Here is a 13,659-nt window from a genome sequence, read left to right on the forward strand (position 1 = left end):
CACGGACAGGGCCTGGAGAGGTCTTGAATGCGGCAGCCTGTCAGAGGCTGAGCCGATCAACCATGCTCTGGAGGTCGCCCTCGTCAAAATGGTAGAGCAGGTCGACGTCGTATCCTGGTCTTGCTGAAAGGGCGAAACCTGCGATGCCCGGCCGGGGACCAGACTCAGCATTGAGCATGGTCAGGCTGTGAGCCGCAATCGTATAGATCGAAGCGGCAAAGTCCTTCCCGGGCCGTTTTCTGGTTTGCTGCCTATAAAAATGGGTCGCAGCCGCCCAGACCTCATCCTCGGATTTGACCAGATACTGCCCGTGCTTGATCACTTTGAAGGCCATAGTTGAGCCCCTTGCTTAGGTACGGAATGCAGCGCGGCGGACGCTGCCGATTACATGCTTAGCTGCTTCCTCAACGTCTAGATTTCGGCTCCAAGCCTGCAGGTAAGTGCATTCGTTGAGGTCATCCTTATCGCTCACTTTGAGTTCGTCCAGTAGCTCACGCACCCGCTTGCTCACTAAGCTGATCCACTCGCTGTAAGGCAGGGCCAGCGGCGCAACTGGCGCGAGCCATTTGGCCTCAAGGACCAAGTCCCCACGGTGATAATTGGTGTGGTAGCTCTGGGTGTACGCTTCGTGGGCAAGATTGTATTGGTCCGCCAGCTCCGGGATGTCGAGCAGCATCTGTGGCGCGCGAGGCCCATAATGGCGATGCATCAGGACGTCGTTGGACGCGAGTTCATGAACTGCGTCATATGCAGCCTGGATGGCCTTCTCGAGCTGGCCCTCTGATCCCTCGATACAGTCGACCACCACGACATCAACCCAAAGCAGGCGGGCGGCGAGAGCTTCTTGGAATGCTAGGTTCATTCTTGACTCCGGTCAGGTGTGCTGGCGCTGGTGGGGAGAGGTGCCGCAGGGCTTAACCCTGCGACTCGCTGTTGAGCTTGTCGGCGTTGATCAGATCAAGAAACTTACGAGCAGACATGCAGATGACTTCTTCATCCCCATCGTCGGTTTCGCGATGGATACCAATGAGGTTCTGCTCCCAGTCCTGTTCGTCAGGCAGGTCGCAGCCACCCTCATCAGTGAGCATGATGTAGAAGTCGCCAGCATCACAGCGCAGCGCCATGCAACCGCCGCCGGTATGGACCTTCGAGAAACCGGCCAAGCCAGCGGTCTTGACGATGTTGGTTCCAGCGACAGGGGACATGTCAGGCATTTTGAAACCTACTGCGGCGAGTGTGCTCTTGATCTCGGTGACGTTTGGCATCTTGTGAGTCCTGTGCGGGCTGTGTGATTTGATGAGCACAGTCTCGGCCCGAGTTGGGTGTGGCAGAACCACCCGAGAGATAAATCGCGGCTAAATCACGCCCCCTGAATCAGCGCCTTTGGATCCCTCAGATGGTGGCCAAACTCACCCGGTCGCGCAGTAGAGCGGACATTCCCTCGCGTAAAATGTCCGCCTCGCTCGCATCCTGACTGCCCAGCCGCATTACGCGACCGGACTGATGACAAGGTCTTCGAGTAACCGGCAAGGGTCCAGGCCTTCAGAGTGTGCGCGATGGCCACCCTCTCGCGCCCATTCCTCCAGCGCTGCGATTGCGGGCGTAGTCAGGCCTCTTTCTGCTCGGTAGGCCTTGAATGCCTTGAAACTCACAGGCACACGGAAGCGAAGCCTCAGGCGATCCCAGGGGTTGTCGATGCCGCTGAGAGGGTCGAGGCGGCTGAGTATGTGGTTGCCGGTGTAGATACTCAGGCCTCGGGTATGAAGCTCTGGGGGTATCTGGGACAGCTCGAGGCCAGTCAGAGCCACAATGTCGTAGATGGTTTCGGTGCTGAGTGTGATGAACAGGTTCGCCGGCACATGCTGGCCAGGTTGCAGGTAGCAATCCCACTGCACCGCAGCTCTGTTGGTGACGCCGATAACGTGTTCAAGGCGCAGCTGATCGCGCGGGTCTGGCGCATGCTGCCGTGCCCGAGCTTCGTAAATGTACGAGATGTACCGCATGGCTGGGCCAGCGACGCCCCTCGTAGGCTGGCCACTCTCCGTCCGGGGCAGGCGGAACCGGGCGTGGTTGGCGAGCAGCAGGTCGTCCAGCAGCGCGGGGAGGTTCTTGGCGACTGCCTTGTAGAACCACTTCTTCATGTCCTGCTCGCGCAGCTTGTAGTCCGCCGCGGCGAGACCCTTGATGATCTCAACCTGGTTATGGCGCGCCGTATAGTGGGCATCCGCGATGATGCGCTCTGGAGTATCGAGCGAGTTGAGAGGAATCGACTTCAGGTTTGCCACGAACAGTCCCTTGCGCGATTCCCCATGGTTCACAATCAGTTCGCCTTTCACATCCCGGCCAATCTGTAGCTGGCCAGCCTTCATCACTGATTCGGGAATGTAGAGGCATTCCTCCGGGACTTGTTCGGCGAAGCGTTGTTCCATCCAGAGATTCGGATTCGTACGCTCAAACCAGCCCGGGTCCGACTCGTGGAACGATGCAGCTGTAAGGTCCTTGCTGGCGCGAGGGACCAGGGCGAGTTGCCGGCCGACCGGTACCGGGTACTGAACGTCATCACTGGCGAGCTTGTTCGAGATGGCCAGCATCGAGCCGGTGGCCAGGAGAGGTTCGGCCTGGCCCTCGTGGAAGTAGCGCTGTTGGCATTGCTCGATGAACAGCTGCAGCCACAGCAGCTCTCGGTCGTCCAGCTCACTGATCTCAGCCAGCACTGCCAACCCGGTACCGGCCGGCAGGGATGTGTCGCGCGGCTCACTCTCCCTAGCAACGCGCTCACGGTCCAGCCACTCGATCTTCAAGAGCGAGTAGGGGAAATGGCTCCCGTCGATGCGGTATGCGTTGAAGCGGTCGTTGCGGGCCTGCATGAGCTCTTCCTGCAGGGGATGGGAGAACTTGCCCTTGTCGGTCAGCGCCAGGATGCGGGTACCGGTGCGCACCACCATCACGAAGTAGCTGCTAGCGATGTTCTGGCCGCGGATCACACACAACGAGAATCCTGTAGGGATTTGCTTGGCGTGGTGCAGCAGATCCTCGATCTTGCTGATCTGGTAGATATGGCGCCCCAGCTTGGCACCTGAAGCTGGCGCTGGAATACCGTCCTGGATCATCAAGCGCGTCAGCCGGTCGAGACCCTGCAGCGCGTCAAGGCCAATGCTCCCGCCCTCTGCGGACACGAACGCCCGGGTCTCCTCTGACAGCGCAGATCGCTCCACACCCCGGTAGAATGCAAGAGAACCCTCGGCATAGGCCTGAAATTCGTCGTGCAGTCTGGCGGTGCTTGGCTCTGCGAACAGGGCGTCAAGTCGGTCCATAGTCTCCAGCAAGCCAGTGATGCGTTCTGAGCCGCTTCTGTACTCACTGAGGGGGAAGGTGGCCGCCCTGGCGAAGCGTGGCACCTGCGAGCGGATAAGCAGGGTTACGATGGCTTCGTCGCCGGTCTTGATGGCCGCAGTGATCCGTTTGTTGGCGTCGTAGAGGCTGAACTCTCCGGACCCAATAGACGAACTCAAGGCGTCCACCTTCCGGCCGGTGAGTTTCTCCCAGAGAGAAATGGCTGCCTCACCTGGGCGAGCGTTGTTGGCTTCAGTGTTCATGAGGGATGGCCTTGGTTTCTGGTGGTGAACATGGCAGGAACGACGGCTGAATGCCTCGACGCTCGACCTCAGCCCTGATGACGCCACGAATGGCAGCATAATTGGCTTCGACACGGTCTATCTCCAGCTTCAGCCAGGCGTGATCCTCCGCTGGATACATGCGGATGGTGAAGTCCGCATCCACACACCACTCACTTGCGAAACCCTGAAAGATCAGGAGCTGCTTGTCTGAGAACCGATTGAGAAGGAGGCATAGTCGAGGACCGTTAGCGGCCTCATAAACCCAGTCAGCACTCTTCATGACTGCGTCGTGGCCGGCCTGCTGAACATAGGTTTCGTAGTGGTTTTGGAGCGTAGCCATGGTAGAGCTCTGCCTCTTTGGAGTGAGCGTATTGTCAGGCTGGTCGGGGCGTGCCAGAAGCTCCGCCGGGTTAGGATTGGTCCGCGATTCGGGGCCTCACCCCGGGCGCCTAACACCAAGGCCGGTCCTTAGTTAGGTTCCCAACCAGAGGCCATCAGTGTGAAGCGGTCCAATTCCCCACCTCGGGTTCGAATGCGCCAGCCAGGCCCGCCGCACATATTGGCTGGCGCTGCTGCGCGGGGTTGCCTAACGGGGCAGTAACCAGGGCGCTCGAACAGCTACCTACTCGCCGCTCCGAGGGTGTACTACCTGAGGGGATAGAGCGCCCGCAATAGCTGCAGCTGCGAAGCCGGATGCGGTCATCCCAGCGGGTAGCCGCTGGTCCGCGATGGCCTGCATGTCCCGGAGCAGGCGGTTGTAGTGCCGACGGACAGTGCTCAACTGCTCAGCGAGGTCGACACCGGCGGCACTGCAATCGTCTTCCTGGTGTGGGGCGACCTTGCTATCGCGGCTGCTTAGGTTGTTGATGATCAGATCCAGCTCGTCGCGTAGGCCCCTTACCGGGTCGTGCACTCCAGTGGTAAATGCCAGGTGCCTGAGCAGCTGACCGGCTTCATCCCAGCCAATGCTGACACTGCCAGTACCGGCACCAGATTGAGCAAGCAGGTCTTTGAGCCCGGCGCAGGCTTGGATTGCGCGTTTGCGTTGGGTCACTGGCTTCAGGGACGAAAGAATGCGATCAGCCAGGCCACGGGGAATCTCGACATTCCCTGGTTGGCGGTTCATGCGGGCGGAATCCTCTGCGTCATGGGTGTGTGCCTGTCGGGTAAGTCCCGAGCAGGTGGGGAGGGTGGATTATCGACCGAAACAGTGCGCGCTGGACTCAAAGTGCCCCCACGCTTTCCTAAAGGTCCTTCCGAGAGATGGGGGTGCAGGCGAGCGGCGCACATGGCGGCTAGGCAATACGGACTTATGCGCCTGGCCAATGTCCGTATTGCTATCCCCACTCTTGGCGACAGTCGACGGCATCAGCCTCCAGGACACAAGTTGGCCCGCTCCCCAGCCTTGGGTACGAATGCTGCCAGACCACATGGGGCACCACACTCTCAGGCACTCAGCCGCCCCAACCCCGCCACCCGTCGAACGGCCGGGGAACTTGAAGGCTCACCGACGGGCCTGGTGGCGCATTCGCCAGCACCCGGAATCCTCATACCTCACAAACTGAAAAGCCCGCCGAATGGTGGCGGGCTTTGGCGGTCAGGGTGCGACCGGATCAGTGTGTTTTGGTGAACAGTGCCAGGAAGCGCGGCAGGTGCTGCTCGAGCCCCGTTGTTACAGACCCACTGATCAGCTTTCTGAGCGCGCTGGTCTTGGGGCGGGCGAACTCGAGGTGGATCAGCTCAGCGCCCTTAGCCTTGGTAGCGAGGTACTCATCGCTGGTCATCAGATCGTCCACCAGGTTCAGGGCCAGCGACTCGTTAGCGTGCCATGCCTCGCCGGTGGCGATCTTTTCGATCTCAACCTGCGGCCGGTGTTTGGAGACGTGGGTCTTGAACAGTTCGTGAACCCGGGTCAGCTGCTCCATGAACTTCTCGCGGGCGGCGTCCGTGTTCTCGCCAAAGACGGACACCGTCCTTTTGGACTCGCCGGCGGTGTAGACGTTGTAATCAACGTCGATCTTCTTCAGCAGTCTGTTCACGTTCGGCAATTCGGCGACGACGCCTATCGAACCAACCAGGGCGAATGGCGCTGCGATGACCTTGTCAGCAACACAGGCCATCATGTAGCCGCCGCTTGCAGCAATCTCGTCAATACAGACGGTCAGCGTAATCTGAGCTGAGGTAATACGCTGCAGCTGGGATGCAGCCAGGCCATAGGCGCTCACATAGCCGCCGGGAGACCCCAGGCGCAGAACCACCTCATCTTGAGATGCATTCGCGCCAGCCAGTAGGGCGGTTACCTCATGACGCAGGGACTCAACCGCAGAGGCAGAGGGATCTCCTTCGAAGTCGAGCACAAAGACCTTGGGACGTGCGCCCACAGCCTTGTCGGCCTTCTTCTGTGCCTTATCAGCAGCCTTCCGTTCTGCCTTGCTCATCGTGAGGTCAGTGACCGTCCGTGTCAGGTTCTCATAGAACTTGTTCAGGGAGCGGGCGCTCAGCTTGCCCTCGCGGGATTTACCCTTGCCGCCGCTTGAGCGCATGCCAGCAAAGACCAGGAGCATGGCCATAAACACCAGTAGGACTGTGATGGCCTTCGCCAGGAACTCGGTGTAGTTGAGGAGGAATGTCGACATATGGATCTCTAGGACTGTTTCGTTGGAGGTTGAGCGCCAGCCGATCTGCTGACAAGCACTGAGGAAGGGTAGGAGCGCCAGGCGTGTGCCAGAACCACTCGCGCCTACCCGGCTCGAGCAACCTGCCTGATACCGGATGCGCGAGGATACGTTTCATTCCTTAAACCCGTTATCCAAAAGCGGTGCTCGGATTTCAGGGTTGGGCAAGCCGGCTAGGGGAAGGGCGCTCACATCGTGAAGGAATCCTCACTGAGGGAATGAACGCCAGCAAGAAAAAGCCCAGCGTCGGCCGGGCCTTTGTTGCTTCCATGCTGTGCGGTCGGCCTCTACATGAACAGAATGCGCTCACACAGGCTATCCACTTCATCGGCTGACAGCCCACCGTGGGTTCCACTGTCGGTGAGAATGGCACCGATGTCACCATCGTCCGCACGTACCAGGCCACCGCTCATGCCGGCACTCAGCAGGCGAAGGGATGCGATCAGCGCGTCGAACTCCACTTTGCTCACTTGCGGCAGCGGGATGGATGGTTCACGCATGCCGGCTTTGAGGACGTCCGCGTACAGCTCCTCAAGGTCAGGGTAGGCGCAGACGATCTGTGGGGAAGGAATGGAAGGCTTATTGGGGATGTCGGGCGCATCGGCCTGATTCAGGTACAGAGCATTGTTCACCGCCGCGTGGTGGACGTCGCGAAGCGCAGCCTGGGGCTCGGCGGCATCAGAGAAGCTGTGGTCTTCACCGAGGCTCACCCGCCACTTGCGGCCATGGTTGGTCAAGGCAACGACCTGTGCTGCGTCTATGAACTCACAGAGGTGCATTTCGTGAGCCTGCTTGTGGGCGGTTGGGGCTGGGGATGTTGCTGGAGTGGTTGCTTGTGCGTTTTGCATAGAAGTGGCCTCCGGGCTCTGTAGTTGATGGAGGCCAGTCTCAGGGCGATTCACGTGTGGCAGAAGCGGCCGGAGCAAGGAAATCACGGCTTGTTGCGTCCTCAACCTCGGGATTCAAGGTTCAGTGTGCCCATCGACCTGGAGTATGGCTGAGTAGAGTGTGCGCAGATCGGGATAATCGTTCAGCACACTCTGGCTGGGCATCGAAGGCAAGCACTCCCGGCCGGCAGGGTGAAGGTTGGCCCGCAAAGCGAATTCAACCTCGCGACGATGGGTGCTTGCCAGGGCCTCCCGCGCGCTGCCTCCTTCTGCCCACGAGAGATAACGGCCGTGGCTCACCTCCCAGCTGCAATCGCTACCTGGTACGGGTAGAGCATCGCCCAGCGCGAGGAATTGCTCGAGAGTCAGCTGGTGTGGAGATAGGCGTGAGATCCTAAGCCGTTCGAATAGCGCTGCGGTTTCGGGGTTGGCTTGGTGCATGGAACAGGACCACCGATTCTGATGGTGATTCATGGCCTCAGGCTGAGGATGAGCGAGACAGCCCGCAAGGCACACTACCTTGCGCGCCCCAGCGGGGCGATATGGATACTTTCACCCTCCGCCTCCAGTAGCTGGCGCAACGTATCAACGCCCACCGACATCGGCAGGTGATCACCAGTGTAGGCCTTGCCGATGCGATACTTCCGTTTGAACGTCACCTCCGCGCCGCCAGGGCCAAAGTAGGTGTGAATCCCGCATGCGCCCCCCGAACTGTGGTACGTGCCTGCAGGGAGGGAATGCAGACTGGCTGTATGAGAGCTGGCGCTGACCATGGGTAGTCTCCAAAAAAAGAAGCCCGGAGCGTGCCGGGCCTTGTAGTGGGCGAATGTAGATCAGATACCTGCCAGGGACAGCAGCTGGTTGTAGCTCTCACCGTCAGGGGCTACCTCAGCCTCATCCAGTGCCTTGCTGTGCTTGCGCATAGCATTCGGCAGGTCGACCAGTCGACTGAGGGCCTCGCAGGCAGCACGAATGCTTTCCTCACAGTTGCCGACCATCATCTGATGGGCGTCTTCCAGGTTCTCCTTGCCGCCGGTGAAAGCGAGGATGCGCCAGTAGAGGCCCCCATACTCCCCATTGCACAGAGAGATCGCCTTATGCCTGCAGTCATGGGCGATGTAATAGGCCTCGCAACGCTCAGAAGCCACGATCACGCCCTCGCCCTCAGTGTCATCAACGGTCACGAGGGTGAAGGCCTCCCCGGTCTCGCGCTGTGCTTCCTGGAAGGACGCGTCGTTGACAGCGCCCAGTGCCCACGGATCTTGCGAGGGGTGGATATTCCGATACACAACCTCGTCCGAGTAGTTGACTCGGATGCATTGCTGTACTGCAAAACTGGTGAAATGGATAGCTGGTTGCTGAGTGGCAATGGTCATGGAGGATGCTCTCGGGGTGATCGGTTGATGGGGTAATGATCGGGCGTCATGGATGTGGCAGAACCACCCCCAGGAGCTTTCCAGCTTTTCGAGCCACCTCAGCATCCTCAAAGTAGCGTTCGATGTCGCTGACGCGCGCTTCACCACCCAAGGCGAAGCATTCAGCGAGCGATTCAGGTTCGGCCTCTGGGTCCGAATGCTGGTCACGATTCACGAACACGATGTCCACCGGGAAGTCCGAGTAAGCGGCGCGCACCTCATTCCCGTACAGCTCAATAACCAGCCGGGCAGTTGGTGGCCCGGCGGGGTCGACGCTTTCGGTTACTTCAGGCTCGAACAGGCCTGGCGCGCAGATAGCCTCGAAGGTGGCCAGTGCCCGGGCGCGATACTCTTCTGAGTCCATGGCCTCGGTGCCCTCTTTGGCGGTGTTCACAAGAGCCTGCAAGCCGTTGAGACGGTCCTGCAGCGCCTTGAGTTGCGCGTGGAGGTTTCGCTCCCGGACGTGAATGCACCCCACAACCTTCTCGGCGAGGTCAGAGGCCTGGCCATTGGTTACAAAGCCAGTCGAGCGGAGGGAGGTCTGGATTTCGTCAAACAGTGACATCGAGCGCATTCCTTGGGTGGGGTCTGATTGCAGCCATCCTGCTTGACATTCCTGTGTGGCAGAACCCGCGTGGGTGACGATTTATCCCCCTGGGGATAGGCAGTTGGCCCTGCCGACTCTGCACCGAGATACGGTTTTGGAGTGTGGCCGGCCTGTCGGGCCAGGCATTCCTATCCCATATGAGTGTTTTGGGCTTTCAACCCCATCTCGCAACCTGTGGCGCGAGCTGAACCCTCAGGCGGGATTTGAACCCAATCCCGAGGAAGACAAAGCCGCTGCAGGGAGCGGCTAGGGAAGGGGGCATCACACTGCGACGGTGTCGAAGTCGTCTGGCGGGCGGTGATTGGGCGCTGGGTAAGAAAGATCCTGTACGCGGGCGCACGCGCGCTCACAGGCATCAAGGTAGGCAGGGAAAGAGGGGGTGGCTGATTCAATCTCATCAGCCAGTGCCTGGCAGTAGTTCACCAGCATGAAGCCTGACGCGAGTTTAGCGTTCTGCCCTACACAGAAATTCGGACGCACCTCAACGACAAGACCGTCCTTCGTGAATCCCGAACGCTGGAGGCGAAACGCCCCATTGGATTCCTGCCTGAGGCGGCGAGTCAGGGTCCCGTGATGATAGCTGGTGACTCCGTCGAAAATGGCCGCCAGGCGGCGCACCAACGCAAAAGCCTCCTGCCAGTGGACGCGCTCCGCTTCCTCACGTCGCTGGCGCTCAGCATGCATCCGCCGCTCATACTCCTCCGTGGGAAGCCCGCGGTACTGGACGTCTTTCAGTAGCTGTCGTTCGAAAGGGTCTAGGGGTCGGTTGCGGGTACATGAGACGTAAGGTATCAGCAGGTGCAGGCAGTCATGAGCCTTGAGACGCTCGACCTGGTCCGCGAGAGGGTGGCATGGGCTCCACATCCAAGCGGGTCGGAGGCACTCCATCTGGGAGGACAAGTGTTGAGCAACTGACTGGGTGTCAAGCAGCACCTGTACCCAAAGCTCAAGCGTTATTGCGCCAGCTACGTGCTCATGGGGAAGTCTTGCCAGTCGAGTTCGGGCACCAAGAGCATCCGCCTGGAAGTCGGGAAGTGGCAGCACTCCGAATCCCTTCCCCTGCGGAAGGCCTGAGGATGCACGTACGGCCTCAAAGATCACCGCTTCCGTGTGGAGGGCCAGGAGCCAGGGTGCGCGACTGCTGAGCTGGCTGAGGGCGGCATGCTGGGTTTTGCTGTAGGTGAGGTCCGGGCCGGCCGGAACTGCGAACCACCCGGCATCCACAGCCTGCATGATCACCGCAAGGTCCCCCCAAAGGTCAGAAGGTACCGCTCGGGTGATGAGGGACTTTTCCAGGGGCATGCCGGTAGCACAGTCCCGCCCTACGCGCCTTGCATACCTCATAGCAGCCCGATTAGTCAGGGCTGACGTCATTATCGTGTCCATCTTGGCTCCTCAGTCAGGCCGCCATCCTCGATCGATCGGTCGTGTGCCACAAGCAGCGGTGCATCGCATCTTGAACGGTCGTTTTCTGCGGTCGAACGGACATCAGCAGTAGAGGCTCAGTCGGTATTGCTGGATTCGTACCGTTTTTTTGAGGCGAACCCTCAAATTTGGGGCAGTGGGTGGCCACTATTAGGGGTGGAGGCCAATTGAAATGAACCACGAGACCATCAACCTGGTGCTGCAGTCATTCTGGCGCTCGCAGGTACGGGCACGGCCCAGTGAGTACAGGTTTGAGGCGTTCAAATCAGTCGTATACAAGGTCCGCCCAGACAGGAATGCAAACCTGGACGGGGACTTCATTGCCGAGCTGGAAGCGCTTTCGGCAATGGTCAGCAGTAGCCAAACACTGACAGCAAGATTTCTAGAAGGTATTGAACAGCAGATGGACACGCTACAGGTGGCAAGCCGGCGGGCAAGCGATGCCCGCGCCGGTGACCAAGGGCCTTCGGCCATATTCATTCCCGGGTTTGGGGCGCGTGCTGACTTCTTTGCCGAGGGTCTGGTTTCAATGGGGCTGCAAATCCTCACCGTGGACCTGAATGTGAATGATGACCTTGTATCCGAGCTGGGGGGACGAATGCCGTCCTCTGGCCTTGTCCTGGTCGGTGGTGATGTGGTTTCGCAGCCGGCCGCTTGCGCCGCCCTGCAAAAACTTGCGGAGTACCACGACAGCGACCTTCTCGTGGTCATAGCGGTTGACACGCCGCTGTCATTCGAGGAACGCCTGGTCGCTGCGAGATTTGGTGTGGTCCGCCTGCTCGACATTGATGCCGATGTCAAAACCTTGAGGGCGCTCATCCGTAGTCGTGCCCGGGACTCGCAGATCAATGGCTACAAGGTCCTCCTCCTGGATGACACGAAAACCGACGCCTACCGCGCGATCAAGTACATGAAAGAGGAGGGCATTGAGGTGATGCACATCCTGTGCCCGTCGGGTGTGCTGGAAGCCATCGATCGGTTCAGGCCTGACGTCGTTGTCACTGACTTCCACATGCCGGCAGCCAATGGTGATCAGGTAGCCAGCGTGATCAGGCAGGACAACGATTCAGCCATGCCAATCGTCTTCCTCAGCAGCGAGCGCAATGCAGAGACACAGCTGATAGCGCTTTCAAAGGGTGCCGACGCCTTCGTTCAGAAGCCACTTACCAGAGGCGCCTTCATCAAGGCTCTTAAGGCCCTCATTTCGAGATCCAAAGCATTCGACTCGAGGATGCGCCGTGATCCCCTGACTGGGCTTTTGAACCATGCTCAATTGATGGCCTCAGCCGGTAGATTAAGCGCTGCGCCTTCGAGCGTGCTGAGCACCATGGTGATGATCGATATCGATCACTTCAAGCAGGTCAACGATACCTTCGGACATCCAGTAGGTGACAAGGTCCTGGTCGGCCTCGCTGAGATCCTTTCTGACAACCTGCGGTCCACGGATTACATCGGCAGGATGGGTGGCGAAGAATTTGCTGTCCTCATGGTAGGCGCCCCTCCAGTAGAGGCGAAGCGCGTGATCGACCGTATCCGTGACCTATTCAGCAGCCTGCAGTTTGAATCGGGCCTGGAAGGGGGGAGCGAAGGCGGGAAGTGGTTTGCCTGTACCTTCAGCGCAGGGGTAGCTCCTCTGGCTGGCGGGGCTTCTGCGGCAATCAAAGCTGCCGACGACGCGCTGTACAAAGCCAAACATGCGGGTCGAAATAGGGTAGAGGTGTACGAATAGGATCCCGGACAGCGGACACAAAAAAGCCCCGACATTGCGGGGCTTTTTCATTCCCTCGGGCTAGGCGCGGAACGCCTGCGGGCCAGTGGTTGAATGCAAGGTGTGAACGTTCGACTGGTTCACGGTGAAATCACCATCTGAAATGTCGCTTTGCTCAGTGGTGCCGGCGATGTCTTCGGGCCCGTCGTAGGAGATCTGCAAGAGCACGCGCTCCATCGCTTCGTCCGAGTCGAATTCCGCCGCAGGGAAGTCCTCAGGCATCTGAACGCGATCAAGGATGTGTTTCAGGTCCATGTGTAGCAGGGTAGGCCGGCCGCGCATGAGTTTGACCAACTCGATTATCAGCTTCTCGTTTTGAGCAACGGCCGCGTGACAACGTTGGCCTACGTTGCTGCGCAGGATGTTCAGGCGGTTAGCCTTCATCAATGCCTCTTGATCAGACACTGGCTTGAAGAAGTTGCCCTTGTTAGTCAATTGCAAGTAGCGCAGGGCCAGGTCATCGAAGTTCTGGAGGTCATCCATGGCGGCATCAGAGGCCGTCTTAAGGATGATCTGTTCTGCGGCGCTACCGATCAGCAGCATGTGCATCCGCCAGTAGATCATGTCTGCAGTGGACAGCAGGTTAAGGTCACTGAAGATCTTCGCTGTGCGGGCGTTGATGTCCAGGTGAGCGCTGAATGAGTCGGTAATGAGGCAGTTGCTTCCCTTGTAAGCGATGATGCGAGCCGCCTGGTGGATCATTAGGCGACTTTGGTCTGCCATGGTCACCTGGAAGGCGGGACGCTGCTCGATGGTGGGTGTGAAATTCACTGGAAGTGCGAGTGCGGTACCGGGTACTGCACCGAGGTCTTGATTCTCCGCGGCAGCTTTAGGCTTCATGCCCGAAGCCCAGTAGCCGACGCCAAGCAGACCTATCACTCCGATGGCAGTGAACGTGTAAAACGGGTTATCTGTCAGAAGCCGGTAGAGCGGGGTGGCACAGACATACACACACAGGCAGACCGCAGTCGTCACCCATACGAAAGTCAGCCCCCGCTGGAAGCCTTCACCGATGGCCGCCACCACGTTTCCGGCTTTAGCCTTCGCGATTGCGATAACCATGAAGGCAAAACCGATGAGCAGGGACAGGACAATGGCAGAGAGAGTTGCAGAGCCTACGAGTTCATCGGGCTGTTCAGTCGTGATGTAGCGGGCGATCACGTATAGCCCAATGGTAGCGCCCGCAAGAAGAAATGGGGTGAACCAGGCCGGAAGCATCCGGCCCGCATCTTTCAGGTTATTCCAACTGCTCATTGTCCAGCTCC

The 13,659-nt window shown here is 59.3% G+C and carries 13 protein-coding genes; 1 reads left to right on the plus strand and 12 read right to left on the minus strand.

What is annotated here, in order from left to right; translation table 11 throughout:
- Window positions 1-40: 40 nt before the first annotated feature.
- From KY379_RS09605 to KY379_RS09655, 11 genes are all read right to left on the minus strand, one after another.
- Window positions 41-334 (minus strand): hypothetical protein, encoded by a 294-nt coding sequence (locus KY379_RS09605; RefSeq protein ID WP_084850951.1) that lies wholly within the window; start codon window positions 332-334, stop codon window positions 41-43.
- Window positions 335-349: 15 nt separating this feature from the next.
- Entirely contained in the window at window positions 350-862 is a 513-nt protein-coding gene (locus KY379_RS09610; protein ID WP_084850949.1) for a hypothetical protein, read from the minus strand.
- A gap of 52 nt (window positions 863-914) precedes the next feature.
- Window positions 915-1,265, minus strand: a complete 351-nt coding sequence (locus KY379_RS09615) for a hypothetical protein (RefSeq protein WP_084850948.1) — start codon at window positions 1,263-1,265, stop codon at window positions 915-917.
- Window positions 1,266-1,487: 222 nt separating this feature from the next.
- Window positions 1,488-3,596: a hypothetical protein gene (locus KY379_RS09620; RefSeq protein ID WP_084850946.1), complete on the minus strand. Its 2,109-nt coding sequence runs from the start codon at window positions 3,594-3,596 to the stop codon at window positions 1,488-1,490.
- A complete protein-coding gene (locus KY379_RS09625) occupies window positions 3,586-3,957 on the minus strand; it encodes a hypothetical protein (RefSeq protein WP_084850944.1) in 372 nt (123 codons plus the stop codon). The genes KY379_RS09620 and KY379_RS09625 overlap by 11 nt, the downstream gene beginning before the upstream one ends.
- A 282-nt stretch (window positions 3,958-4,239) precedes the next feature.
- Window positions 4,240-4,743, minus strand: a complete 504-nt coding sequence (locus KY379_RS09630) for a hypothetical protein (RefSeq protein WP_084850943.1) — start codon at window positions 4,741-4,743, stop codon at window positions 4,240-4,242.
- A gap of 487 nt (window positions 4,744-5,230) precedes the next feature.
- On the minus strand, window positions 5,231-6,253 hold the full coding sequence (gene sohB, locus KY379_RS09635; RefSeq protein WP_084850941.1) for a protease SohB: 1,023 nt from the start codon (window positions 6,251-6,253) through the stop codon (window positions 5,231-5,233).
- A gap of 326 nt (window positions 6,254-6,579) precedes the next feature.
- The gene (locus KY379_RS09640; RefSeq protein WP_261239718.1) at window positions 6,580-7,071 is read right to left on the minus strand and encodes a hypothetical protein; all 492 of its coding nucleotides are present in this window, start codon (window positions 7,069-7,071) and stop codon (window positions 6,580-6,582) included.
- Between the two features lie 941 nt (window positions 7,072-8,012).
- A complete protein-coding gene (locus KY379_RS09645) occupies window positions 8,013-8,555 on the minus strand; it encodes a hypothetical protein (RefSeq protein WP_084850936.1) in 543 nt (180 codons plus the stop codon).
- A 46-nt stretch (window positions 8,556-8,601) separates the two neighbouring features.
- The gene (locus tag KY379_RS09650; protein WP_084850935.1) at window positions 8,602-9,159 is read right to left on the minus strand and encodes a hypothetical protein; all 558 of its coding nucleotides are present in this window, start codon (window positions 9,157-9,159) and stop codon (window positions 8,602-8,604) included.
- Between the two features lie 303 nt (window positions 9,160-9,462).
- Entirely contained in the window at window positions 9,463-9,885 is a 423-nt protein-coding gene (locus KY379_RS09655; RefSeq protein WP_256819911.1) for a hypothetical protein, read from the minus strand.
- 913 nt (window positions 9,886-10,798) lie between these two features.
- On the opposite strand from KY379_RS09655, the gene KY379_RS09660 reads away from it, so the two are divergent.
- Window positions 10,799-12,355, plus strand: a complete 1,557-nt coding sequence (locus tag KY379_RS09660) for a sensor domain-containing diguanylate cyclase (RefSeq protein ID WP_084850932.1) — start codon at window positions 10,799-10,801, stop codon at window positions 12,353-12,355.
- Window positions 12,356-12,415: 60 nt separating this feature from the next.
- Here KY379_RS09660 and KY379_RS09665 read toward each other — a convergent pair whose 3' ends face one another.
- Window positions 12,416-13,648: a hypothetical protein gene (locus KY379_RS09665; RefSeq protein ID WP_084850930.1), complete on the minus strand. Its 1,233-nt coding sequence runs from the start codon at window positions 13,646-13,648 to the stop codon at window positions 12,416-12,418.
- Window positions 13,649-13,659: the final 11 nt, after the last annotated feature.

This window comes from Pseudomonas sp. HD6422, from assembly GCF_025377065.1.
GTDB classification, from domain to species: domain Bacteria; phylum Pseudomonadota; class Gammaproteobacteria; order Pseudomonadales; family Pseudomonadaceae; genus Aquipseudomonas; species Aquipseudomonas putida_U.